Origin of the sequence: Candidatus Zymogenus saltonus (genome assembly GCA_016929395.1) — a bacterium.
Classification (GTDB): Bacteria; Desulfobacterota; Zymogenia; order Zymogenales; family Zymogenaceae; genus Zymogenus; species Zymogenus saltonus.
The window spans coordinates 37,894-62,540 of sequence record JAFGIX010000052.1 but is presented as its reverse complement, the minus strand read 5'-3'; the positions used below and the strand labels follow the sequence as shown (position 1 = coordinate 62,540).

Here is a 24,647-nt window from a genome sequence, read left to right as displayed (position 1 = left end):
GATATTAATATTGAGTCGTGGAGCGGTGATTAATGGCTGATCTCAGGCTATTTATTGCAGCGGAGATAACAGAGGAGATGAGATCAAAACTCGGGGAGCTGATAGAAAAGCTCTCATCCCCCGAAGACGGTGTGAAGTGGGTAAGGCCCGGGGCGATTCACCTGACGCTTAAATTTCTAGGGAGCGTCAAAGAGGGCGATCTAAAAAAGGTAACCGAGGCGGGGGAGGAGGGGGTATCAGGTTTTAAGGGGATGGACGATATATCTCTTACCGTCAAGGAGTTGGGGACCTTCCCCGGCGGAAATAAGTCAAGGGGGGCCAGGGTGATATGGGTCGGGCTTGACGGTGATATCGAGAGGCTGGGGGCGATACGGGATTCCCTGGAGGAGACATTTTCAAAGATAGGCTTTCCCAGAGAGGATCGGGATTTCAGGCCCCACCTGACGCTCGGGAGGGTCAAGGGCAGGGCGGACCGACGGATGATCGAGAGAATCGAGGGAATGAAAGATATTATCTTGGGCGATATTCGGGTTTCGGGGCTGCACCTATTCAAGAGTGATCTAAGACCCACGGGGGCGGTTTACACCTCCCTCTTTTATTACCCCTTTGGATAAACGGGAGGGTTTCTTATGGCATTGGATGAGAGAAAAGAGAAATCATTGAACCTGGCTTTGTCTCAGATAGAAAAGCAGTATGGCAAGGGGGCGATAATGAAGCTCGGCGAGGGCGGCGAGATCGCCGCTGTGCCGGTAATACCCACCGGCTCCATCGGTCTAGATATTGCCCTGGGAGTGGGTGGAATTCCCCGGGGGAGAATAATCGAGATATACGGGCCGGAGGCCTCCGGCAAGACGACCCTCGCCCTCCATATCATAGCCGAGGCCCAAAAGCTCGGCGGCGTTGTGGCCTTCATCGATGCTGAACACGCCCTCGATATATCATACGCCAAGGCATTGGGGATCAACACGGAAGAGCTGTTAATCTCCCAGCCGGACACGGGGGAGCAGGCCCTGGAGATCACCGACATCCTTGTTCGGAGCGGGGCCGTGGACGTGCTGGTTATAGACTCGGTCGCGGCCTTGGTTCCAAGGGCCGAGATCGAGGGGGATATGGGAGATTCCCACATGGGACTTCAGGCGAGGCTCATGTCCCAGGCAATGAGGAAGCTTACTTCTTCAATCTCCAAGTCGAAGACATCCGTAATATTTATAAACCAGATCCGTATGAAAATAGGCGTCTTGTTTGGAAGCCCGGAGACGACGACCGGTGGCAACGCCCTCAAGTTCTATTCCAGTGTACGCCTCGACATTAGGAGGATAGGCGCCCTGAAAGACGGCCAGGAGGTTGTCGGAAACCGTACAAAGGTCAAGGTGGTAAAAAACAAGATAGCCCCGCCGTTTAAAGAGGTGGAGTTCGATATAATCTACGGTCTGGGTATCTCCAAGGAGGGGGATCTCTTGGACCTGGCGGTGGAGGATGGCCTTATAGAGAAGAGCGGCACTTGGTACTCGTACGGCGACGAGCGGATCGGCCAGGGAAGGGAAAACGCCCGGGTCTTTCTTAAGGAAAACAAAAACATCTTTGACACTATAGAGTCAAAGGTGCTGGAAAAGCACGGGCTTAAGAAGAGAATTTCCGAACCACCACTGGAGGAGTTAGGAGATGGACATAAATGAGATATTGAAAGTGGGCGTGAAGCAGGGTGCATCCGACGTTCACCTCAAGGTGGGCCTTCCGCCCGTGTTGAGGATAGACGGATCCCTGTTTCCGCTGAAGAACGCCCCGCGTATTACTCCCGACGAGATAACGGGCATGGCGGAAAGCATCATGAACAAGAAGCAGATGGAAAGGTACAGAGACTCCAACGACGTCGATCTCGCCTACGGGGTGCCTGGTCTGGGGAGGTTCAGGGTCAATGTCTTTCAACAGAGGGGAACGCTGGGGATCGTCCTTCGCTCTATCCCGGTAAAGATCAAAAACGTCCAGGAACTCAACCTGCCAAACGTGCTGGAAAAGATAGCGTCCGAGCCGAGGGGTCTGATCCTTGTTACCGGGACAACCGGATCGGGGAAATCCACGACCCTGGCCGCCATGATAGATTATATCAACTCTAATAGGACATGTCACATATTGACCATAGAGGACCCGATCGAGTTTCTTCACAGAGACAAGAAGAGCATCATAAACCAGCGGGAGATAGGCTTTGACGCCCAGAACTTCGCCGGGGCCCTGAAGAGCGCCCTGAGGCAGGACCCGGACACGATCCTCGTGGGGGAGATGAGGGACTTCGAGACGATAGAGACGGCCCTTACCGCGGCGGAAACGGGGCACCTCGTCTTGAGCACCCTCCACACCGTGGACGCCACGGAGACTATAACCCGAATAATTTCGGTCTTCCCGCCCTATCAGCAGCAGCAGATACGATTTCAGCTTGCGGGAATCCTAAAAGGGGTTGTCTCCCAGCGCCTCGTGCCGAGGGCCGATGGAAAGGGGAGGGTCCCGGCCGTGGAGGTGCTGGTCTCGACGGGACTTATTCGGGAGTGCATCTCCGACAAGGAGAAGACAAAGGAGATTCACGACGCAATTTCAAAGGGATATACCACCCATGGGATGCAGACCTTCGACCAATCCCTGATGTTCCTCTTCAGAAGGGGATTGATAACGTACGAGGAGGCCATGCGCCAGAGCACCAACCCGGACGACTTCGCCCTGAGGATCAAGGGGATCTCGTCCACAAGCGATTCCACCTGGGACGAGTTTGACAAGGATATCTCCGAGCAGGACGAGGACAAGGGGGGAGATGAAGAGATCAAGATAGACAGGTTTTAGGTGAATCAGGCCGAAGAAGAAAGAGTACTGGACTCCGCGTTAAAAAGCCTCGGCAGGCGCCCCCACAGCGTATATGAACTTAAAATCAAGCTGCTAAAAAAGGGAATGGATGAAGGGGCCGTGATAAATGTGTTGCATAGACTTCAGGAGGATAAATACCTCGACGACGTTGATTTTGCGGAGCGCTTTCTCGAATACGGGCTCGTGAGAAAGTCCTGGGGAAAGATGAAGATAAGGGCGGAGCTTCAAAAGAGGGGCGTTTCGAGGGAGATAGTGGACGGTGCGCTTGAAAGTCCCGATGTGTTGGAAAGGGAGATTTCAGGGGCGAAGCGGTTCGTGGAAAAGAGGATGTCGATCGAAAAGGGGAGGGGGGAAGGATTGAAGGAAGGTTTCAAGGAGGAGATAATCGTAAAGCTCAAGAGGAGGGGCTTCGGCTGGGAAGTGATAGAGGAGGCGATAAGGAGGATCTGAGCAAGGGGTGTTGGTGGGGGGTTGACCAATATTAGAGTAAAGTCGGGACGAGGTTGGGGCGGGTTGGGGCAAGGTCGTGGGGGTTGGGGAAAAGTCGTGGGGGTTGGGGAAAGGTTGGGGGGGTTGGGGCGGGACATGTAGAGGCCTGGTGGAATTCGGGGTGTAAAAAGGGATTGAAGGCTTTGGGGGTAGGGAGGGGGGTAGATAAATAGTCACGCTGATCCGGCCGTTGCACATCCTGATTGAAGGCATTGACTGTTCAAATCATTTAGGTTATTTGATTTATCTAAATGACTTGATTTTAGATAGCCGTTTATAATATTAAACTAATAACGAAACGGTTTAATTAAAACAGCAATCGGCAAAAGCTTGTTACAAATACAAGGCTTATTTCCAAGGTCTGGGGAGTTCTCCCCGGTTTTATTTTTAAGTTTCAGTTTTCAGTGAGGTTTGGTTTTAAGATCATGAAGGGAAGCGAGATTCGAGAGAAGTTTCTGAAATACTTTGAGGATAACGGGCACAGGAGGGTGCGGTCGTCGTCCCTCGTCCCGGAGGCCGACCCCACCCTGCTGTTTACAAACGCCGGGATGGTCCAGTTCAAAAACGTCTTTACAGGCGACGAGAAGCTGGACTTCGTCAGGGCCGCGTCCTCCCAGAAGTGCCTGAGGGTAAGCGGCAAACACAACGACCTCGAAAACGTTGGTGTGACGGCGAGACACCACACCTTCTTTGAGATGCTGGGGAACTTCTCCTTCGGCGATTACTTCAAGGACGACGCCATCTTCTTCGGCTGGGATTTCCTGACGGTGGACATGGGCCTCGAAAAGGAAAAGCTCTGGATCACGATTTATAAGGACGACGACGAGGCCTTCGAGATATGGAAGAATAAAATAGGGGTTACGGCGGACAGAATAGTCAGGATGGGGGAGAAAGACAACTTCTGGGCAATGGGGGAGACAGGCCCCTGCGGCCCCTGCTCGGAGATCCACATAGACCAGGGCGAGGACATGGCCTGCGGGGACAAGTGCGGAATCGGAATGTGCGACTGCGACAGATACCTGGAGCTATGGAACCTTGTCTTCATGCAGTTCAACAGGGACGAGTCGGGAAAGATGACGCCGCTTCCCGCCCCGAGCATAGACACGGGGATGGGTCTTGAGAGGATAGCGGCCGTTGTTCAGGGAGTGAAGAGCAACTACGACTCCGACCTCTTCACGCCGATTATCTCTGCCGTGGAGGAGATAGCCGGGGCCGAATACGGAGAAGACGCCGAAAAGGACATCTCGATCAGGGCAATATCCGACCACTGCCGCGCCCAGGCCTTTTTGGTTGCGGACGGAATAATCCCGGCAAACGAGGGGAGGGGATACGTCCTAAGGAGGATCATGCGCCGCGCCGCGAGACACGGAAAGCTCCTGGGCATCTCCGATCCCTTCATGTACAGGGTGGCGGACGTTGTCGTGGACATCATGGCGGAGGCCTACCCGGAGTTAAGGGAGAACAGGATTTTTATAGCCTCGGTGGTCAGGGCCGAGGAGGAGAAGTTCATCGAGACCCTGGACAAGGGTCTAAAGATATTAAACGAAGAGGTTGACGAGATAAAGGCAAAGGGGGGAAAGAAAAAAGTGCTGTCCGGGGATGTCGCCTTCAGGCTCTACGACACTTACGGATTCCCCCTCGACCTCACCGAGGACATCATCAAGGGGGAGAGTATAGAGATAGACATCGGCGGCTTCGAGGAGGCGATGGCGAAACAGCGCGACAAGTCCAAGGCCGCCTGGAAGGGGTCGGGGGACGAGAAGGTCGCCGAAGTTTACATGAAGCTCGTATCTGAAGGGCTTGGGACTTCCTTCAAAGGTTACGACGAGGTCTCCCTGAAATCGAAGGTGATCTCGATTATAAAAGACGGCAAGAAGGTGATCTCGGTAAAATCTGGAGAGGACGGCAATGATGTGGGGATAGTGACGGAGAGAACCCCGTTCTACGCCGAGATGGGGGGCCAGGTCGGCGACACCGGCACAATCGAGACGAAATCCTCCCTATTCGAGGTCGTGAGGACGGAAAATCCGGCCGGAAGCCTCATCGTGCACATGGGGATAGTCAAGAAAGGGGAGGTCAAGGTCGGCGACGAGGCAGCGCTCAAGGTAAACTCGAACCTAAGGGAAAAAACGGAGGCCAACCACAGCGCGACGCACCTACTTCAGGCGGCGCTGAGAAAGGTCCTGGGCGACCACGTGAAACAGTCCGGTTCCCTCGTATCCCCGGAGAGGCTCCGCTTCGACTACACCCACTACGGCCAGGTCTCGAAGAACGAGCTCGACAGGGTCGAGGATATTGTAAACGAGGAGATAAGAAACAACCACGAAGTCATCGTAAAGAGCCTTCCATACGACAAGGCGATAGAGGCGGGAGCGATTGCCCTCTTCGGGGAGAAGTACGGCGACGAGGTGAGGACGATCAATATCCCCGGAGTCTCCATGGAGCTCTGCGGCGGCACCCACGCCGACACCACCGGGGAGATCGGCACATTCAAGATAGTGCACGAGGGCTCCATAGCCTCCGGCATCAGGCGAATCGAGGCCGTGACGGGAGAGAACGCCGTAAGGCATATAAGGGAAGAGGAGGCGATAATCAGGGAGATTACCGAGTTATTGAAGACGACCCCTAAGGACTCCCCGACGAGGGTAGAGAAGCTCCTGAGTCAGGTAAAGACGCTGACCAAGGAGGTGGAGAGGCTCAAGAGCGGGGCGTCCACCCTATCCGTCTCAGACCTGATAGAAAGTGCGGTAGAGAGGGACGGGATAAAGGTGGTGGCCAGGGTGATCGACGACATGGACCCGAAGTCCCTAAGGGAGTTCTCCGACAAGGTAAAGGACCGCCTCAAGAAGGGGATTGTGGTCCTTGGGTCAAACTCCGGCGGGAAGGCCATCCTCCTCGTCTCGGTAACGAAAGACATCACCGACAAATACAAGGCGGGGGAGATCATAAAGAAGATGGCGGAGGTGGTCGGCGGAAAGGGCGGCGGGCGCCCCGACATGGCCCAGGCCGGAGGCCCGAACGGCGACAGGGTTGAAGAAGCGATACAAAAGGTCTTCGACTGTGTCTGATTATGAGCTGCATCTCACAGACAAATATTTTACGGTGACATCGTGAGCCCCCTCGAAAAATGAGGGGGTTATTTTTTTCTTGAAAGCCCATTCAGAAGAAAATGGAGGGGGGATTACGGGTTTCTGTTATCATCTAATTGAGCTTTGCGGGAAGGGAAGGCTTATTTGATATGTCAAAATAGCGGGTTGATGAGCTGTTGGGGAGAGATTTTCAGCAGGGTTGAACGGGAGAAAAGTTGAACGGGGGGCGGGATAAGCCTGTTCTGATCGAGGTCGCTCGAAGACGACAGGGGCTAGCCGGTTGTTTATAAGTGACAACGTTTTGCGATGGGGTCAACGGTTGAACTGAAATCGCAACGGGAAAGAGGCGGGAGAATAAAGCCGCAAAGGGAGGGAATCTTACTGCAATCTAAATTTAAAATATCACGTCTCTTCAAGAGAAGGAAGGACACTGGGTCGTTACTATATTCTCACAAATCGGCCATTTTCCTCCTTTACAGACCCCATATTTACGAGCTTCTCCAGGTGCTTCTTCATCAATGCCCACTCTCCGAAATCGAAGAAGAGCTTCGGCTCCAAAGACTTCTTATAGACGATCCTTGTATCCACTATCTCCTGCATCGTGTGCGGCTCGGACAAAAGATCGAGAAGCTTAAACTCCCTCGTATCAATGACGGAGAGGTACCTGTCCCAGAGCTCCCCCGGATCGGAGTCGTAAATGTCTTTACCGTGGGATGGAATCCAGACCTTCGCTGGGATCTCCCTGAGCTTGTTTATGGACTCTATCGTCTCATCTATGCTCGAGTACCTGTCGCCGTACCAGGGGCCGAACCTCTGAAGGTCGTAATCCCCGATGAAGAGCAGGCCCAGATCTTCAAAGAAAAAAGATAGATTGCCGGCGGTGTGGCCCGGGGTAGGTATGACCCTGACCGTTATGCCTCCGAGGTCGACCTCGACGTCGTCGTTGCCCTCAAATCGGCCTTCCACCTTTCGGGGCGCGTAATTGAAAAAGTCGACCAAATAATTTACCCAGAGATCGTGCTTGTCGCTTTTGTCAAGCTCGTAGAAATAGAGGAGTGTTTCCGTGTCCTCCACGGCGGGGGCGTCCAGGTCCGACATCCAGAGCTCGGTGTCGGAGAAGAGATCCAGGTGGGTAAAGTGGTCCTCGTGGTAGTGGGAGAGCCAGACCTGATCGACGCCGGGGCCTTTTTTTAGTTCGGCAAGACGCCCCCGGTTTGACGCCGGATCGATTATCACCCTCGTTTCCCCTTCTATGTAGAGGGAGTGGCAGTAGGGGTATCTTCCAAGATTATCTCCCGGGATCAGCACTACGGGTCCGAAGCGGATCTCCTCCAATGTCATCCTGTCTTCCGTCAAAAAAAATGGGGCGTCAGTCCACCCCTTTGAGATAAGTCAAAATATCTTCTATTAAACACAACTTTCGGGTCCGAAGGTCCCAAGAGGTGAATAAAAGTACCTGTAAGTACTTTAATGTGAAATGTCACGCTCCCCCCCTCGGCTCGTACTCAAAAGTATTAAAGGTAAGTGAGCCAGCTTTCGTGCTTCTTGTCTTTACCCATGGCCGAATCGAAAAAGACTTTTTGGAGCTTTTTGGTTATCGGGCCGGCGGTCCCATTTCCGATAGCCCTGTCGTCGATCTCCCTTATGGGAGTGACCTCCGCCGCCGTTCCCGTAAAAAAGGCCTCATCCGCCGTATACAGCTCGTCTCTGGTAAACCTCTCTTCCTTCATTTTATAGCCCAATTCTTCGGCCAGGGTAATGATGGCGTCCCTCGTTATTCCGTTCAAGATGGATGTCAGGGGCGGGGTCTTGATCTTGTTCCCTTTCGCGATAAAAATATTTTCGCCGCTCCCCTCGGAGACATATCCCTCCGTGTCGAGCATTAATGCCTCGTCGTAGCCGGCCTTTGTGACTTCGAGCTTTGCAAGTATGGAGTTGACGTAGTAACCGCAGGTCTTGGATTTCGTCATGCTTGTATTTACGTGGTGTCTGGTAAAGGAGGAGGTTTTTACCCTGATCCCCTTCGAGAGACCGTCGTCACCCAGGTAAGCGCCCCACTTCCAGACTACTATGGCCGTCCTTATGGGATTTTTCTGCGGGTGAACGCCCATGGCTCCGTCGCCGATAAAGACGATGGGCCTTATGTAGCCTTCTTCCATATTGTTTACCTTGAGCGTCTCAATAACGGCTTCGGCGATATCATCCTCAGAGTACGGGATGTCGATGAAGGAGATCTTGGCCGATCCGAAAAGCCGATCGACGTGCTCCCTCAACCTGAAGATGGCCGATCTCCCGTCGCTGCACTTGTAACAGCGGATGCCCTCAAAAACACCAAGGCCGTAATGCAGTGTGTGGGTAAGAATATGGACGTTGGCCTCCTCCCACGGGATAAGCTTACCGTCCATCCATATTTTGGAAACTTTGTCAACCATATAAAAACTCCATTATTTTTTCCTTTTACCAAATAATCCTCTATGTTCTTCTCTTGATTTTATGATACCGATGGCCTTTAGCTCCCGCCGCGCCTCGATGGAGTCGGGATTGATCTCCAGGGCCTTTTTAAACTGGAGTATAGCCACGTCTTTCAGATTCTGAACCTTGTAGATAATCCCAAGGAAGATGGAAGGGCTTTCGATGGAGGGATTCAATGCCGCGGCCTTTTTCAAGTACGTTATGGCCCTGACCGCGTCGTCCCCCTTCTTGTTTTCCGCCGACAGGAAAAGGACCCAGCCGAGGTACGCCAGATATTCCCCCTCGTCCGGAACGAGCTTAACCGACCACTTGAAGGCCTCCATTGCGTTCCTGTAGTCCTTCTTCTTCAAATATATCTTTCCCTTTTGAAACTGAAGCTCGGCGTTTGTGACGTCCTGAAGCTTCGATTCGGTCATGTTCTCCTCGGGGGCTGACATGGAGCGTATGTACAGATCCCTCTCCTTTTCGTTTGAGAGAACCCTGTACGCCTTGTTGACGGTGTCGAAGATCCTGTTTACCGTTTTTTCCACCATGGGCAGCACATCCTGCGGGAAGGAGTCGGGATGATACTTCTTTGCGAGATGAAGATAGGCCTTCTTAATATCGGGGAGGGGAGTGTCCTGATCGACCCCGAGGACCTCGAAATAATTTTGACTCGCCATCTTCTGATACTTCTTGAGGATCTTTGTGGATAGTTCATCCTGTTTTTCGGCCTTATCAAAGCTCAAAGGAGAGGGTGTCGGAGACTGTTTTACGTCGAGTATGTGCATTATTATCGACGCGTAGAGGAGCTTGTTTGATTCGATGAACTCCAAAGGCGACATCTGGATGGTCTCTCTCACGGTTCGGGTTCCGTCGATCTGGTTTAACAGCCACTCCTCTTGGGGATTCAAACCCATCATGTTTTTCGAAAAGAGCTTGCTTTCGCCGGGATACAGGTAATAGTTATTGTAGGGCCCCATAGCCTTTATAATCCTGTCGAGGGAATAGCCCCACTTTATTCCCCTGATGATAATTGTGGGCATTGATATTCCGTCAAGATCGCCCCCCTTCGGGGCCAGGTCCCTCTTGATAAAGGAATACTCTCCGTCATTCCATTTGAAGAGGTTTAAGAGCTTATATAACGATTGGGTTCTCAAATATTTCTTAAGCTCTTCATCCGTCAAGAGAGAATAATTCACCATAACGGCGCCGTGCATCGTCTTGGTTTCAAAGGCGGCATTCAATGTCCTTTGATACTGCTCTTCGGTGATCTTCCCGATCTTGACGAGATACCGTCCAAGGACTTCCTGGAGCAGGTTGGAGTTTATTTTTAACGGCATTCCACGGCTGACGGAAATGTCCTTCTTTACCTTACCCCTGCTCAAGGTAAGGTTCCCGCTGATGCCCATCCCGTAAATCTCCGAGAGGAGCTTCGGGAAGGGAATATCTTTAAGATTTCCCCTAAAAGTTGCTTCTTGCGATGACATGGCCTGCTTGGAAGATCGATTATCTGAAATAAAGTAACATAAGATTATATATCAAATCCCGTTTAGTTATTCTTGCCAATAAGTTTTTTCATGGTCAAGGAACTTCCCCTTAAAACCGCTCGGGCCGGAAGCTCCCAAGACGGCAAAAATAGGCCAGACCCTTCATCTCCTATCAAAGGAATGGATGGTATTGATTCCGCTCACCGTTCGAGTCTTTATCCCTCGATAGAAAAATCTCGAACTAAAATTCCTTTCTCCCGAAAAAGAGGACCATAAGGAGCCAGAACAACATTGTGTATACAAGGGTGTGAATCACCGGCCAGAATGACATTACGGAATTTCCGAATAAATCGCCAACGAAGGACGCGGCGTAAAACTGCGTCGAGCCCCACTGGGGAAAGGCGAAGTAAAGTACTTTAACGATAATCAGCGTGACATTCGAACCGGATTCCTCCATACCTTTTCTGATGGCATCGAAATAAAACGGGATGTCAATCCCTATGCTGAAGACGTAGCCAACAATCCCGAATACCATGGCGATAATCCTTGCCGTGGCAAGAGAGACGAGGAATATGAAGGAGATCAGCATAAAGATATTCAGGGTAAATATCCCGAGGGCGATAAACAGCTCGAACGGCCAGGTCCCCGCCTTCAGGTAGGCCAGGAGGAAAAATCCCGTTCCCAGTATAGCCATGTTGAGGAGAACAACGGCCGATACGCCTATAAATTTTCCCATGAGATACTGGAAGCGGGAGATCGGCTTAGAGATGAAGACCGTAATTACGCCCGTCTCGATATCCCCCAAAAGCGCCCCCATGGAGAGAAGCCCCGCCAGGGTGAGTCCCCAAAAAATTATAACGTGAAAGCCCATTACGGTTCCAAAGGCCGCAACCTCATTAGGGGTGAGCTGCCTAGATTGGATCTGCATATCACCGGACATACACCCACGGGCCAACAGCAGAAAGAGGAGAGCGATGCCGAGGAGGATATAGAACAGCTTGTTTCTCAATCCTTCCTTGATAGTGTTGCCTGCAATAGCGAGTATCTGTTTCAATTTCCCCCCTCCTGTTTTACTACACGATAGAAAATATCCTCAAGCGATTCCCTCTCCTCGGAGATGGTAACCAGCCTGGCCTCCGCTTTGACGATTATCTCGGGGATTGCGGCCTTGGTGTTTTTGTCCTTGGGAGTCAGGTGGTATTTATTGCCATCGACCCTTACACTCTTGGAGACCTTTTCCAATCCCTTCAGGAGTTTTTGCGATCCCTCCTCCACTTCGACCAGAATCGTGGGGACGTTTTCGGAAAGCTCGCCCAAAGTTCCGGTTTTGACAAGCTTCCCCTTGTTCAGGATCGCCACTCTGTTGCAGGTTCGCTCAATCTCGGAGAGGAGGTGGGAATTTATAAAAACTGTCTTGCCCTTCTTCTTCTCTTCCAAGATTATGTCCCTAACCTCTTTCGTCCCTATTGGATCGAGACCGGAGGTGGGCTCGTCCAGAAGAAGGAGTTCCGGGTTGTGAATGAGGGCCTGGGCTATCCCTATCCGCTGAAGCATTCCCTTGGAATATTCCCTCAGCGGCCTATCGGCGGCCTCGGCAAGACCCATGACATCGAGGTATTTATCTATCCCCTCTTTCCGCTCGGACGAAGATAATCCGTACAGCCTTCCCGCAAGGTCGAGAAACTCGTGTCCCTTCAGGAAGCCGTGAAGCCTCATGTTCTCGGGAAGGTACCCGATCTTCCTCCTCATCTTCTTTCCCCCGACGGGGAGACCGAAAACAGAGACGTCCCCGGCGGTGGGGAATACAAGTCCCAGAATTATCTTTACGAACGTGGTCTTACCGGCCCCGTTGGGCCCGAGAAATCCGAATATCTCTCCCTCTTCAACATGAAGACCGAGATTCGATAACGCCCTTACCCTTGGGTAGTCCTTGAAAAGACCTGCGGCGCTGATTGCTTTCATATTCTATTTTGCCCCCTAATTTCTACTTTTTTCAATTGAAACGAAAAGTGTTCTCGAATCCATCATAAATCCAGGCATGGCATCAAGTCATGGAAAACATATTAAAAACTTAAAACTGCCCATTACCCTCCCTATTTATTAAATCCTTTTATAAATCCAATTGAGCCGGCCGGTCTGTGTTGAATGTCACAAATGAAATTTTAACTAAGTTCTAATCACAATTGTATTAATATATAACATTATATCTATATTATCAACTAAATTAGGGGGAAATGGTGAATTATTTTTTGGCTTGACAAAGAAATTATCCAATAATACCATTGTTTTTGACAACATATTCACTTCTTTTGGCGTCAAGTTTCATGTAATGGCTGAATAATTAAGGTGGGCAATGACAATCGACATCCACGGGCGTCTGGTAGATGAGAGATTTTTCGCGGAGGTCTACTGGAGGGGCTTTGCGAAGATGGCGCTTCCAATCATCAAGAGGATGGACGTTGACGCCGATGTCGATACGGTGGTGAAAGACATCTTTCCCGTCTGCTTCGACAAGGACGGCCGGAAGCACGTCGCCGCCATTAAGGAGGCGGGGATCGACAAGACCGTCTTATTGCCCTTTGACACAGGCCTTCTGTTCGGCGAGGGGGAGGTGTCCATCGAGGAGCGAAACGAGATGGTTTTCAGCGCCGCAAAAAGTACCGGGACAGGATAATACCCTTCGTCACGACCGACCCGAGGAGGACAGGCTTACGGCTGAGGAGGTGGATATGATCCTGGGACAAAATGCTATCTCCCTTCTCTCGCTCTAAATTCACCTTTTATCACATTGAACATTTAAATGACATTTTCAAGAGGTACGAATCTGTTGATAGAAGATAAATCGTATCAAAGGAGGAATTTTTTATGAGAACCAAGGATGAATATTTCGAGGATCTAAAGGGGCTGAAACCGAATATCTATATCGGCGGTGAGGTCGTCGGCCGCGACGATCCGAGGATCCAGCCGGGCAAAAACATAATAGCCCTGACCTTCGATGCCCAGGAAGATTCGGAGAGAAAGGAGCTCGTCACCGCCACATCCCACCTAGACGGGGCGAATATAAACCGGTTCACCCACGTACACCGGGGCATGGAAGACCTTCTGGCGAAGCAGAAGATGACGAGAATCCTCTGCCGGGACTGCGGAAGCTGTATCCAGCGCTGCATGGGGGTAGACGCGATAAACGCCCTTTCCGCCGTCACCTACGACTGTGACAAGGACAGGGGAACGGAGTACAACGGACGTTTCCTGGAGTTTCTGAAGAGATTTCAGAAGGGCAACATGGTAGGCTGCTGCGCCCAGAGCGACGTCAAGGGAGACAGAACGAAAAGGCCGCATCAACAGACCGACCCCGACCTTTATTTGAGGATTGTGGAGCGGAAAAAGGACGGGATCGTGGTGAGAGGGGCCAAGGCCCACAACACGATGGCGCCCTACGCGGAGGAGATAATCGCGATCCCAACGCGGTTTTTGACCCCGGAAGAGACCGACTGGGCCGTGGCCTTCGCAGTCCCCGCGGACACCCCGGGGGTAAGGCTCCTGACGAGGGTGACCTCAGTAAGGCCGAGGAGACCGGAGATAGACGCCCCGTACGTGAGACTGGGGGCGGCCGATTCATTGACTGTCTTCGATGACGTCTTCGTGCCGAACGAGAGGGTCTTTCTCTGCGGGGAGACCGAGTACGGCGGAAGGCTCGCACTCCTCTTCGCCCTATTTCACAGGCACAGCTACACCGGCTGCAAGCCGGCCGTGACCGATATCATGATGGGTGCGGCGGCCCTGGTCAGCGAATACAACGGCATAGAGAGGTCGACTCACGTCAGGGATAAATTGGCCGAGCTGGTGAGCGTTGCGGAGCTCACGTATTCGGCGGGGATAGCCGCGGCGGTGGAGAGCACGAAGCACCCCTCTGGGACGCAGATACCGAACGTGGTCTACTGCAACGTAGGGAGGCGTCACGCGGGGCTCAACATCTATCACGAATACGAGACCGTCTGCGACCTCGCCGGGGGGCTTCCCGCAACCCTCCCCTACGACGAAGAGTTTTTGAGCCCGGAGGTGGGACACCTCCTGAAGAAGTATATCAAGAGGAAGGACGATGTATCGGCGGAAGACCAGTATAGATGCTTCAGGTTCATCTCCGACGTGAGCGTCTCCGCCCTGGGGGGCGTTCTGCAGTACGCCGGGGTGCACGGCGGAGGCTCCCCGGTGATGGAGAACATCGCCATCATGGGGACGTACGACATCGAGGAGAAGAAGCGGCTGGTCAAAAAGCTTGCGGGGATAGCTCAATAAATCAAAAATTTGTGCCTCAAGACATCGCTGAAAACTTCGAAAACGGCGGGGTGAGAAGGCGTTTCAGATTAAAAAGAGTTGACCGAAAACACCTCTTTGGGTTATTATTGAGAAAAATAGTAAAAAAGGGAAATTCCGGGGATTAATATGGAATATGCATCATTTTTGGATTTATTACTCATTGTCTTGACCGTATTGCTCTTCGTAAACGTCATAATGAATAAGATGAGGATTAAGGAGCCCGAGGAAAACCTCGGGAGGGACGCCTTGCCCTCGGTCTCGGTCCTTATCCCGACGAGGAACGAGGCAAAAAATATAAAGGCGTGTCTCAACGCACTGGCGGCCCAGGATCACCCCCGATTCGAGGTAATCGTCGTGGACGACGCCTCCACCGATAAAACCCTCCAGCTGGCAAACGAGATCGCCTCAAGGAATGACCGATTCAGGCTGGCACGGGGGAGGGAGATCGCCCCCCACTGGATTGGAAAGCCTTACGCCTCCTTTCAGGCTGCCCAGGTCTCCCGGGGGAAATACCTCCTCTTCATGGACGCGGACGTGGTCTTGAACAGGAAGGCGCTGTCGATGATGGTGTCCGCGGCGAAAAAGAGGAGCGCTGGGATAGTCTCTATGATCCCCTTTCAGACAAAAGAAGGATTTATCGAGGGAATTTTAGCGCCCTTTAAATATTTTCACCTCTTTCTGCTCTTTCCCTCCTACGCCATGGATTGGCCCTGGGAGCCCCTTGCCGCCTACGCCCACGGACAGTGCATGATGATAGAAAGGGAGGCATACAAGAAGATAGGCGGGCATAGCTCCGGGAGCGAGAGTATAAGGGAAGGAGTGGCGCTGGCCAGGGCCATGAAGAAAAAAGGGGGGAAGATACGCCTCCTCTCCGGGGCATCCCTGGCGAAGGCGAAGGTTCACGGCAAGCCACCCGAGCTCTGGGAGGGGCTTACCAGATACCTGTACTCGATGGCGAACAGATCGATCATCGCGTCGATGCTCCTTGCCCTTCTCTATTTCGCCATTTTCGTCTATCCGGCAATTAAAATCCTGGTGCTCCCCTTCACGGCGGATTTTTCGGGGCTCCAGCTTATCGCCCCGATAGTACAAATACTGCTCGGAATCATCATGTTTGTGACCGCCGTGGGCAACTTCGGACTGACCTTCGGCGAGGCAATATTTCTACCACTGGGAGCCCTCATCTGGGTCGGGATGTTCATAAGGGCGATGCTCGTTGTGATGAGCAAGCAGGGGATAGTCTGGAAGGACAGGACGATTCACCTGTCGTAAACGGGGGTTGGAAAAATTTTTTTAGCCGGGACGTAATGCTATTGTAGATACTAATTCGGGTCCCTTGCTCGCGGTCATATTTGTGGTGTCGGGTCGCTGAAAATCGTTATGGTCGGCGGCCGATATTAATACATGTGAAAAGAAAAATGTCTAATTATGCTGTATTTTTAAGGAAACACCTGTTTTTATATATCGAGATTTCAGTTTCAGACGACGGCCGGGAAATAAAATTTAGCTAAAAAAAGGCTTCGATGTTTCTCGGTTTCAATGGGGATGAGAGAAGATAGATTACACATTTTTTTAGACAGTTAAAGTACATGAAGGTCGGTGGGTCCGTGGATTGGTTAGTGTTTGGGGGGGCGGTGAACTGCGGGATAAGGCGGGGCAATAAGTGTTTTGAGCCGAGGGGATGCGGTTTCGGGCCGTAAACGGATTGGGAAAACGCAGTTGTATCTCGGAAACAACAGCCCACGACGGGTGGAAGCACGAAAGGATGCGACCTGAAATAGCAGGTGGGATGCGGAATGTCCTTTAAGCTTATAAAAAAGTGAGAGTCAGAGGATAATATATAAAAGGGAGAGCCGAAGAGGGAAAGAGACAAAGAGGGAAAGGGGGGGAGGAAATAATACTATTTCTTGGGAAGCGCCTTTATAATCGCCTTGCCGTCTTTTTCCTCCACGGTGAAATCAACCCGGGAGACCTTGTACTTCTTCATTATCGCGTCGGACTGCTTCTTCAGGTTTGACGAGAGGACGTTGTAGTCGATGTTGACGGTGGATTCCCCGAGCCTCTCTTTCGTTTTTATGAGGCTTGAGAATACGCCCTCGAACTCCCTCGGTCCTGAACCGGACGGTCGGGCCGCTCTTCCCCCCGGCATCCCGCCCCCTTCGGAGGGGGGGCGGCCTGTCTGGGAGTTAATCGATTTTAACCTGTCCCTGTAGTCCGCCTTGAAGATGTCCCTAACATAGGTCCCCTCTTCGATCTGCCTCAATATCCTGTTCCAGTACTGGTTGTAGGAGTTGTATTGGGCAATTATGTTGTCTTTCCTGAACCGAATTGCAGTGTTGTTGATGTAGAGGGTGCTCAGGCGCCGGACGATTTTCTGGACCTCGCCTTTGAGCTTGGTGGGCTCAATCTTCTCAACGCCGGAAAAGTACTTGTCGTATTCCACCTTGAGATCCGCGAGCTTTGCCTCCAAGAGTCTGATTTGCTCCATCGGTTCCATAAAACAAATATAACAGAGGAAAAAGTTGGTGTAAAGTCAAAATTTTATCTTCGTCGCCACCATTTTTTATGCAAAAGCCGTTTTTTTACATTGTATTAAGGGCAAGTCTCTGATATACGTTATTTGTAATTATGAGGTGTTTGAATGGAAGCAGAGATTCTTAAGAGTATTTATCTGTTTGAAGACCTTAACGACGAAGAGCTCACAAAGGTTGCAGGGATAGTGTCGGAGGAAAAATTCCCGAAGGACCACGCCCTGTTTAAGGAAGGGGACAAGGGTGATAAATTCTATATCATACGCACCGGTTCCGTCAGGGTGAGCCAGGCCATAGGCGGGGCAGGAGAGGAGGCGTTGACAATCCTCGAAAAGGGGGAGTACTTCGGTGAGATGGCCCTTATAGATGACGCCCCGAGGTCCGCCGATCTGATAGTACACGAAGATACCGAGCTTCTCGTGATTTCGAAGAAGGACTTCGACGACCTCCTCTTTTTTGACAAGGACATAGCGTACAAGATTTTGTGGGCCTTTGTAAGAACCTTTTCCTCACGTCTGAGGGAGACCAACGAGAAGATCAAGGCCTTTCTTCACATGGCAGGGAATTTTTAATCCACACTTATGCTTTCTCTTGTAAAGAGCAGCGCGGTCTTGGGGATTGACGCCTACGTTGTGGACGTGGAGGTTGATCTTGCCGGCGGCTTGCCCCTCTTTTCCACCGTGGGGCTTCCGGATGCCGCCGTAAAGGAGAGCAAGGACAGGATCAAGGCCGCCGTAAAAAATTCAGGATTCGATTTTCCGCAAAAGAAGATTACGGTCAACCTCGCCCCCGCCTATATTAAGAAGGAGGGGTCGGCGTTTGACTTGCCGATGGCGATCGCCATCCTTGCGGCCTCGGGAGAGATCCCAAAGGACACACCCCTCAAATATATCCTTGTAGGCGAGCTCTCCCTCGATGGAGGCCTGAAATCGATAAACGGCATTTTGCCTATGGCGCTGGCGGCGAGGGAGGGGGGATTTTCCGGCATTATGGTCGCCGACGGTAACGCCGAGGAGGCGGCCTTCGTGGAGGGAATCGACGTAATACCGATAAAACGCCTCGAGGAGGGGGTGGGCTTTCTCAGGGGGGAGCTTTCGATACCGCCCAAGAGGGTAAATCGCGACGAGATATTCAACGAGAACAAGGAGTACGGGGTTGATTTCTCGGAGGTGAGGGGCCAGAGCCACGCAAAACGGGCTCTCGAGGTCGCCTCCGCCGGCGGACACAATCTCATCATGATAGGGCCGCCCGGGGCGGGGAAGAGCATGCTCGCCCAAAGGGTGTCGAGCATCCTGCCGGAGATGAGCTTCGAGGAGTCGCTGGAGACAACGAAGATCCACAGCATCGCGGGAAAGATGGACGGGAAGCCCATAATTGCCACGAGGCCCTTCAGGTCTCCCCACCACACCATATCCGATGTGGGGCTCATCGGGGGCGGCAACATCCCGAATCCGGGGGAGGTGAGCCTTGCCCATAACGGAGTGCTCTTCTTGGACGAGATACCGGAGTTCAAGAAGAACGCCCTCGAGGTGCTGCGGCAGCCCCTGGAGGATGGAAAGGTTACTATATCCAGAGCCTTAACGAGCATTACTTATCCATCACGATTTATGCTTATCGCCGCGATGAATCCCTGCCCCTGCGGTTATTTCGGGGATAGAAACAACGAGTGTACCTGTAACCTTAACCGCGTCAGGCAGTACAGGCAGAGGATCTCGGGACCACTCATGGACAGGATAGACATCCACATCGAGGTGCCTGCGGTGAAATACAGGGAGCTTGCGGAGAAGCCGTCCGAGAGTTCGGCGTCGATCAGAGACAGGATCAACGCCGTCCGCAAGATAGAGTACGAGAGGTTCAAGGATCGCCCCTACTTCTTCAACTCCGGGATGCCCCAGAGGGACCTGGAGCTCTTTGCACCACTCTCTTCCGAGTGCAGGGGCTTCCTCGAAAAGGTAATGAACAGGCTGAACCTCTCCGCCCGGGCGTACACGAGAATTATCAAGGTGTCGAGGACCATAGCGGACCTCGGCGGTGAAAAAGATATAACGCCCTCACATCTGGCCGAGGCGGTCCAGTACAGGAGTCTGGATCGGGATGTCTTTTAGTCGGTGGAAGGTTTCCATTGTACCGGACGGAACGGCCAAAAATCATCGGCCGAAAAGAGAGGCCCTCTGTTTAAAGTACAAATAGGGCCCTGCCCAGCAAAAAACTAAGCAGCGATCAGGGCTTTAGAGTACGAGGGAATAAGAAGTACTTCAGGAAGGATCAATTGAACTAAGGACAGCGGCCCTTTTCGGCGGCGGCAGTGGATTACATGGTAGAAGAGGGATTTTCAGATAAATGGTGAAAGCCGCGATGTTGGTAAAATTGGGTGGCGTGTCTACATCGTGAACCGAGGTTAAATTCAAAGGTCGGGGATATAGATTTAGGGAATTATTGTGAAAAAAGTATTTAGATAAGAAAAAAGGGATGAGGTTAAGCATCTACTGTTTATTATCGTATTCTCCTTGCCCCATCATACCCTACGTGCCCAATCGTATTTCTCCCTGCCCCTTCTTCCCCCCATGTCTCCCATATATCGTTCGCTTGCCGACAGGGGCGGCCCTTATCCTATCTTATCCCAGAGTTTTAGGATGGCCTTGGCAAGGAGATAATCATCCTTCGCCTTAATATACTCCTCGGTTTCCTTTTCGGCGTTATTTATTATATCCTCGGCCTTGTTGAGGTCGATTTCCGTCTGGACTTTGTCTATATCCCTTGATCTTATGCACCAATCGGGGAGGATAGTTACCTTGTCTTTTGTTACTTCGACGTAGCCGGTGGTTACCACCAGATAGTGTTCCCTTTTGGTGTCGATTCCGTAATAATTGACCTCGCCGATCCTGAGCTTCGTCATCAAACCGACGTGGCCCGGAAGCACTCCGAACTCCCCGTCGATACCCGGGCATACGACTTTATCCACCTCCTCGCTGGCGACGATCCTGTCAGGAGTAATTATATCAAGTTGGATTCCCATCTCTTTTTTTCCCCTAAGGGTTTAGGATAAATATCCAATTAGTAGTTAAAAAGCCTTCCCTTCTATCAGACCCTGCCCCCTTCCATCAGACATTGCCCTATCGCATCAGACCACGCACCTCTCACATCAACTCTCCCACTTGTATAAAATCCTGCCCCTCCATGTATCAAACCCTGCCCTCCTTCTATCAGCCCCTACCCCCCTTTTATTAGAACCTCCCCCCCATGTATTAGTCCCTGCCTCCCCTCTTTTGGAGGCTGGGATTACCCGGAGAGAGTCTTTGCCCTTTCGATGACCTCCTCTATCCCGCCGACCATATAGAACGCCTGCTCCGGGATATCGTCATGCTTTCCATCGACGACTTCCTTGAATCCGCGTATGGTCTCTTCGAGGGGGACGTACTTACCCGGAGTACCAGTAAATTCCTCGGCGACGAAAAACGGCTGGGAGAGGAATCTTTGGATCTTTCTGGCTCTAGAGACGACGAGCTTGTCATCTTCGGAGAGCTCGTCCATACCGAGAATGGCGATGATGTCCTGAAGGTCCTTATATTTTTGAAGGACGAGCTGAACGTCTCTTGTCACTTTATAGTGTTCCTCGCCCACAACCTGGGGATCCAGAATCCTCGATGTGGAGTCGAGGGGATCGACGGCGGGATATATACCAAGCTCCGAGATCTGCCTTGAGAGGACCGTAGTGGCGTCGAGGTGGGCGAACGTTGTTGCGGGCGCCGGGTCGGTAAGGTCGTCGGCAGGGACGTAGATGGCCTGTACCGAGGTGATGGAGCCTTTGCTGGTTGAGGTGATCCTCTCCTGCAGTTCTCCCATCTCCGTTGCGAGGGTGGGTTGATAGCCGACGGCGGAAGGCATACGTCCCAGAAGGGCCGAGACCTCGCTGCCCGCCTGGGTGAATCTGAAGATGTTGTCTATGAAGAGGAGAACATCCTGTCCCTCCACGTCCCGGAAGTACTCGGAGACGGTAAGGGCGGAGAGGGCGACCCTTGCCCTCGCTCCTGGGGGCTCGTTCATCTGGCCGTAGACCAAGGCCGCCTTATCGATGACCTTGCTTTCCTTCATTTCGAGCCAGAGGTCGTTTCCTTCCCTTGTCCTCTCGCCGACACCCGCAAAAATGGAAAATCCACCGTGGTGAACGGCTATGTTGTGGATAAGCTCCATGATGAAGACGGTCTTGCCCACACCGGCGCCGCCGAAGAGACCTACCTTTCCCCCTTTCGGGTATGGAGCTAAAAGGTCGACGACCTTGATTCCGGTCTCGAAGGCATCGACGGAAACGTCCTGTTCGACAAATTCAGGAGTCGGGCGGTGGATGGGCCACCGCTCTTTTGTATTGATGGGGCCGAGCTCGTCCACCGGTTCCCCGACCACGTTCATAATCCTGCCCAAAGTGCCTTCCCCTACGGGAACGGTTATATGCTCTCCGGTGTCGATGCCGACCATTCCCCTGACAAGGCCTTCCGTGCTGTCCATTGCTATGCAACGGACGACATTGTCGCCCAGATGCTGTGAGACCTCAACCACCAGATTTCCCTCTCTATCGTCGATGGAGGGGTTGGTCAACCTGACGGCTGTATATATTTCCGGAAGCTTATCCGGAAAAAATAAGTCCACAACAGGACCAATAACCTGAATAACTTTACCTTGGTTCATATCTAAACAGCGCCCTCCTTAGCCAACGTAACTTGAATATGCAAAAGAATTTGAAAACAATATAAGAAAACAGCACAAATTTCAAATCCTAAAAAAGCACCGAACAACTTTTTAGTGGAGGAAAAAGCTTCCTTTACTTTTGGATAAAAAGTTATATAACCAAAAATACATTTAAGTTGCCTTTCGAAGCCCCATTAAAACCGGTTTGCACCACTTTATCGTTAAATGATTATATTAACCTCTCTTCATGATTCCCGACAACGATTAAGCCAAAAAGATCTCTTGTACCCGAAAGTTCGGGTTTCCTAAAAGTTTAAAGCGCCTCAGCCCCCCCTACAATCTCAATAAGCTCTTTGGTAATAGTCTCCTGGCGGGCGCGATTGTACTTTAAGGTAAGCTTTTCGATCATCTCATCGGCGTTGGATGTGGCGCTGTCCATTGCGGTCATCCTTGCTCCCAGCTCGGAGGCCTCCGATTCAAGGAGGGCCCTGAAAACCTGAATCACGATGTTTTTCGCCAAGATATCGTCCAATATCTCCGTTTCGGAAGGCTCGAAGATATGTTCGAGGGCCAACTCACCATCGGGCACCTTAAGGGGGACGATAGGGATGATCCGATCGAAGACGATCTTCTGGCTCATTACGGAAAGGAACCTGTTGTACATTAGGTATATTTCGTCGACCATACCCGACAGAAACCTGGTCTTTATATCGGAGGAGATATTGCCCGCCAGCTCGAAATCGACGTTTCCCGAAAATCCCACGAAGTCTCTGTATATTTGAATGTCTCTTTTTTTGAAGTAGTCGTATCCTTTTTTACCGATGATCGTAAATTGAATATCGGAATATCTCTTCCTGTTCTCCCTGACGAACAGCTCGGTCGATTTGATGATATTCTGGTTGAAGGCTCCACAGAGTCCCTTATCGGAGGTCAGGATGACAAGCATCACCTTCTCCGCGGGTCTTTTCTTCAGGAGGGGATGAGCATCCGGGCTGGTTCTCAGCGCGATGCTCGCCAGCACCTCCATCATCTTATCGGCGTAGGGTCTTGCCTTCTCTATCCTATCCTGAGCCTTTTTGAGCTTTGCGGCGGCGACCATCTTCATGGCGCTCGTGATCTGCTGGGTGCTTTTTACAGATAGGATTCGTTTTCGTATGTCTTTGAGATTCGCCATAGGGTTGCCGTTATATTTCTTTTAAATAGCTTTTCAAATTTCTGCCAAGCTTAATTGGTAAAATTAGACTATAAAATTCTTTTTGAAATCGGTGATTATCTTGGAGAGCTGCCTTTCGAGCTCGCTCGTGAGCGCTCCCTTTTCCTTTATCTCCTTTAATACCTCGGGATTTTTGGTCTCCATAAAGAGATAAAGGTCTTCCTCATACTTTTTTAAAACATCTTCCGGGTATTCGTCCACGAAGCCGTTTGTGGCGGCAAATATGATAAGGACCTGTTTTTCCACGGGCAGAGGCTTGTATTGGGGCTGTTTCAAAATTTCAACGAGCCTGCTTCCCCGGGAGAGCTGGGCCTGGGTCGCCTTGTCTAGGTCGGAGCCGAACTGGGCAAATGCGGCCATCTCCCTGTACTGGGCGAGGTCGAGCCTCAGTGAGCCGGCCACCTGCTTCATCCCCTTTATCTGGGCGCTGCCGCCGACCCTGGAGACGGAAAGTCCCACGTTGATGGCCGGTCTAACACCCGAGTAGAAAAGGTCGGATTCGAGGAATATTTGGCCGTCGGTGATGGAGATTACATTCGTCGGGATATACGCGGAGACGTCTCCCGCCTGGGTCTCGATTATGGGAAGGGCGGTTAACGATCCACCCCCCTTGTCGTCCGAAAGCTTGGCCGACCTCTCCAGGAGCCTCGAATGGAGGTAAAAGACGTCCCCAGGATACGCCTCTCTTCCCGGGGGCCTCCTCAGTAGGAGCGAGAGCTGACGATACGCCATTGCGTGCTTTGAAAGGTCGTCGTAGATTATAAGGGCGTGACTCTCGTTGTCTCTAAAATACTCGCCCATGGTGACGCCGGAGTAAGGCGCAATAAATTGGAGCGGTGCGGGTTCAGATGCGGTCACAGCCACGACAATGGTTTTATCCATGGCGCCGAATTTGTTCAAGATGTCCACCACCCGGGCGACCGTGGAGCGCTTCTGACCGATGGCCACGTAGATAGAGACAACGTCCGTATCCCGCTGATTCAAGATGGTGTCCAAGGCAATGGCGGTCTTTCCCGTTTGGCGATCGCCGATGATCAACTCCCTCTGTCCCCTCCCGATGGGTGTCATTGAGTCGATGGCCTTGATTCCCGTCTGGAGGGGCTCCTTTACCGGCTGGCGATATACGATGCCGGGGGCCTTGACCTCGATGGGGAAGAAGTTCTTGGTTTTTATGGGGCCCTTTCCGTCGATCGGTTGACCGAGGGCGTTGACGACCCTGCCCAGGAGCTCCTCTCCCACTGGGACCTCGGCGATACGGCCGGTCCTCTTTACTATATCACCCTCCTTTATGTGCCAACCCTCACCGAATATAGCCGCGCCCACATTGTCTTCCTCGAGGTTTAGAACAATACCGGTAAGTTCCCCCGGAAACTCCAAAAGCTCGCCGGCCATGGCGTTTTCGAGGCCGTGAATCCTGGCGATGCCGTCGCCGACATAGAGGATGGTACCGGTTTCAGAGATTTCGAGTTTCTTTTCGTAGTCTCGAATCTGCTTCTTTAAAATACTGCTTATCTCTTCGGCTTTGATTTCCATA

General features: G+C 51.9%; 20 protein-coding genes. 10 read left to right on the top strand and 10 right to left on the bottom strand.

Annotated elements, in window-relative coordinates; genetic code table 11:
• Positions 1–32: 32 nt before the first annotated feature.
• From thpR to alaS, 5 genes are all read left to right on the top strand, one after another.
• Complete coding sequence (gene thpR / locus JW984_10255; GenBank protein ID MBN1573565.1) at positions 33–614, top strand: RNA 2',3'-cyclic phosphodiesterase; 582 nt, start codon at positions 33–35, stop codon at positions 612–614.
• A 21-nt stretch (positions 615–635) separates the two neighbouring features.
• Positions 636–1,676, top strand: coding sequence for a recombinase RecA (gene recA / locus JW984_10250; protein ID MBN1573564.1), 1,041 nt, complete (start codon positions 636–638; stop codon positions 1,674–1,676).
• Positions 1,663–2,829 carry a type IV pilus twitching motility protein PilT gene (locus JW984_10245; GenBank protein MBN1573563.1) on the top strand — a complete coding sequence of 389 codons (1,167 nt, stop codon included), beginning with the start codon at positions 1,663–1,665 and terminating at the stop codon, positions 2,827–2,829. The genes recA and JW984_10245 overlap by 14 nt, the downstream gene beginning before the upstream one ends.
• Positions 2,830–3,300, top strand: coding sequence for a regulatory protein RecX (locus JW984_10240; protein MBN1573562.1), 471 nt, complete (start codon positions 2,830–2,832; stop codon positions 3,298–3,300).
• 464 nt (positions 3,301–3,764) lie between these two features.
• Positions 3,765–6,407: an alanine--tRNA ligase gene (gene alaS / locus JW984_10235; GenBank protein MBN1573561.1), complete on the top strand. Its 2,643-nt coding sequence runs from the start codon at positions 3,765–3,767 to the stop codon at positions 6,405–6,407.
• 462 nt (positions 6,408–6,869) lie between these two features.
• Here alaS and JW984_10230 read toward each other — a convergent pair whose 3' ends face one another.
• From JW984_10230 to JW984_10210, 5 genes are all read right to left on the bottom strand, one after another.
• Complete coding sequence (locus JW984_10230; GenBank protein MBN1573560.1) at positions 6,870–7,769, bottom strand: MBL fold metallo-hydrolase; 900 nt, start codon at positions 7,767–7,769, stop codon at positions 6,870–6,872.
• A gap of 173 nt (positions 7,770–7,942) precedes the next feature.
• Positions 7,943–8,860: a branched-chain amino acid transaminase gene (locus JW984_10225; GenBank protein ID MBN1573559.1), complete on the bottom strand. Its 918-nt coding sequence runs from the start codon at positions 8,858–8,860 to the stop codon at positions 7,943–7,945.
• A 12-nt stretch (positions 8,861–8,872) separates the two neighbouring features.
• The gene (locus JW984_10220) at positions 8,873–10,369 is read right to left on the bottom strand and encodes a DnaJ domain-containing protein (GenBank protein ID MBN1573558.1); all 1,497 of its coding nucleotides are present in this window, start codon (positions 10,367–10,369) and stop codon (positions 8,873–8,875) included.
• A gap of 241 nt (positions 10,370–10,610) precedes the next feature.
• Positions 10,611–11,423 (bottom strand): ABC transporter permease, encoded by an 813-nt coding sequence (locus JW984_10215; protein ID MBN1573557.1) that lies wholly within the window; start codon positions 11,421–11,423, stop codon positions 10,611–10,613.
• Positions 11,420–12,331, bottom strand: coding sequence for an ABC transporter ATP-binding protein (locus JW984_10210; protein ID MBN1573556.1), 912 nt, complete (start codon positions 12,329–12,331; stop codon positions 11,420–11,422). Before JW984_10210 ends, JW984_10215 begins: the two co-directional genes overlap by 4 nt.
• Before the next feature lie 391 nt (positions 12,332–12,722).
• Here JW984_10210 and JW984_10205 point away from each other — a divergent pair, with 391 nt between their 5' ends.
• From JW984_10205 to JW984_10195, 3 genes are all read left to right on the top strand, one after another.
• The gene (locus tag JW984_10205) at positions 12,723–13,043 is read left to right on the top strand and encodes a hypothetical protein (GenBank protein ID MBN1573555.1); all 321 of its coding nucleotides are present in this window, start codon (positions 12,723–12,725) and stop codon (positions 13,041–13,043) included.
• Between the two features lie 191 nt (positions 13,044–13,234).
• Positions 13,235–14,665: an aromatic ring hydroxylase gene (locus JW984_10200; GenBank protein ID MBN1573554.1), complete on the top strand. Its 1,431-nt coding sequence runs from the start codon at positions 13,235–13,237 to the stop codon at positions 14,663–14,665.
• 147 nt (positions 14,666–14,812) lie between these two features.
• On the top strand, positions 14,813–15,958 hold the full coding sequence (locus JW984_10195) for a glycosyltransferase (protein MBN1573553.1): 1,146 nt from the start codon (positions 14,813–14,815) through the stop codon (positions 15,956–15,958).
• A 628-nt stretch (positions 15,959–16,586) separates the two neighbouring features.
• Here the strand turns inward: JW984_10195 and JW984_10190 are convergent.
• A complete protein-coding gene (locus JW984_10190) occupies positions 16,587–17,174 on the bottom strand; it encodes a hypothetical protein (GenBank protein MBN1573552.1) in 588 nt (195 codons plus the stop codon).
• A 153-nt stretch (positions 17,175–17,327) separates the two neighbouring features.
• Between JW984_10190 and JW984_10185 the strand changes: the two genes are divergently transcribed.
• Together JW984_10185 and JW984_10180 are read left to right on the top strand one after the other, a co-directional pair.
• Complete coding sequence (locus JW984_10185; GenBank protein MBN1573551.1) at positions 17,328–17,789, top strand: cyclic nucleotide-binding domain-containing protein; 462 nt, start codon at positions 17,328–17,330, stop codon at positions 17,787–17,789.
• 9 nt (positions 17,790–17,798) lie between these two features.
• On the top strand, positions 17,799–19,322 hold the full coding sequence (locus JW984_10180; GenBank protein MBN1573550.1) for a YifB family Mg chelatase-like AAA ATPase: 1,524 nt from the start codon (positions 17,799–17,801) through the stop codon (positions 19,320–19,322).
• 500 nt (positions 19,323–19,822) lie between these two features.
• On the opposite strand, the gene atpC is transcribed toward JW984_10180, so the two are convergent.
• The 4 genes from atpC to JW984_10160 form a co-directional block, all read right to left on the bottom strand.
• Positions 19,823–20,233: an ATP synthase F1 subunit epsilon gene (atpC, locus tag JW984_10175; protein MBN1573549.1), complete on the bottom strand. Its 411-nt coding sequence runs from the start codon at positions 20,231–20,233 to the stop codon at positions 19,823–19,825.
• 263 nt (positions 20,234–20,496) lie between these two features.
• Positions 20,497–21,900 carry a F0F1 ATP synthase subunit beta gene (gene atpD / locus JW984_10170; GenBank protein MBN1573548.1) on the bottom strand — a complete coding sequence of 468 codons (1,404 nt, stop codon included), beginning with the start codon at positions 21,898–21,900 and terminating at the stop codon, positions 20,497–20,499.
• Between the two features lie 313 nt (positions 21,901–22,213).
• Entirely contained in the window at positions 22,214–23,074 is an 861-nt protein-coding gene (atpG, locus tag JW984_10165) for an ATP synthase F1 subunit gamma (protein MBN1573547.1), read from the bottom strand.
• Between the two features lie 63 nt (positions 23,075–23,137).
• Complete coding sequence (locus tag JW984_10160) at positions 23,138–24,646, bottom strand: F0F1 ATP synthase subunit alpha (protein ID MBN1573546.1); 1,509 nt, start codon at positions 24,644–24,646, stop codon at positions 23,138–23,140.
• Position 24,647: the final 1 nt, after the last annotated feature.

Coding starts and splice junctions, on each gene's coding strand:
- atpC (MBN1573549.1), bottom strand. CDS start 20,233: ATGGGAATCCAACTTGATATAATTACTCCTGACAGGATCGTCGCCAGC.
- JW984_10160 (MBN1573546.1), bottom strand. CDS start 24,646: ATGGAAATCAAAGCCGAAGAGATAAGCAGTATTTTAAAGAAGCAGATT.
- JW984_10230 (MBN1573560.1), bottom strand. CDS start 7,769: ATGACATTGGAGGAGATCCGCTTCGGACCCGTAGTGCTGATCCCGGGA.
- atpD (MBN1573548.1), bottom strand. CDS start 21,900: ATGAACCAAGGTAAAGTTATTCAGGTTATTGGTCCTGTTGTGGACTTA.
- alaS (MBN1573561.1), top strand. CDS start 3,765: ATGAAGGGAAGCGAGATTCGAGAGAAGTTTCTGAAATACTTTGAGGAT.
- JW984_10220 (MBN1573558.1), bottom strand. CDS start 10,369: ATGTCATCGCAAGAAGCAACTTTTAGGGGAAATCTTAAAGATATTCCC.
- JW984_10185 (MBN1573551.1), top strand. CDS start 17,328: ATGGAAGCAGAGATTCTTAAGAGTATTTATCTGTTTGAAGACCTTAAC.
- atpG (MBN1573547.1), bottom strand. CDS start 23,074: ATGGCGAATCTCAAAGACATACGAAAACGAATCCTATCTGTAAAAAGC.
- JW984_10245 (MBN1573563.1), top strand. CDS start 1,663: ATGGACATAAATGAGATATTGAAAGTGGGCGTGAAGCAGGGTGCATCC.
- JW984_10180 (MBN1573550.1), top strand. CDS start 17,799: ATGCTTTCTCTTGTAAAGAGCAGCGCGGTCTTGGGGATTGACGCCTAC.
- JW984_10225 (MBN1573559.1), bottom strand. CDS start 8,860: ATGGTTGACAAAGTTTCCAAAATATGGATGGACGGTAAGCTTATCCCG.
- thpR (MBN1573565.1), top strand. CDS start 33: ATGGCTGATCTCAGGCTATTTATTGCAGCGGAGATAACAGAGGAGATG.
- JW984_10190 (MBN1573552.1), bottom strand. CDS start 17,174: ATGGAGCAAATCAGACTCTTGGAGGCAAAGCTCGCGGATCTCAAGGTG.
- JW984_10210 (MBN1573556.1), bottom strand. CDS start 12,331: ATGAAAGCAATCAGCGCCGCAGGTCTTTTCAAGGACTACCCAAGGGTA.
- JW984_10195 (MBN1573553.1), top strand. CDS start 14,813: ATGGAATATGCATCATTTTTGGATTTATTACTCATTGTCTTGACCGTA.
- JW984_10200 (MBN1573554.1), top strand. CDS start 13,235: ATGAGAACCAAGGATGAATATTTCGAGGATCTAAAGGGGCTGAAACCG.
- JW984_10205 (MBN1573555.1), top strand. CDS start 12,723: ATGACAATCGACATCCACGGGCGTCTGGTAGATGAGAGATTTTTCGCG.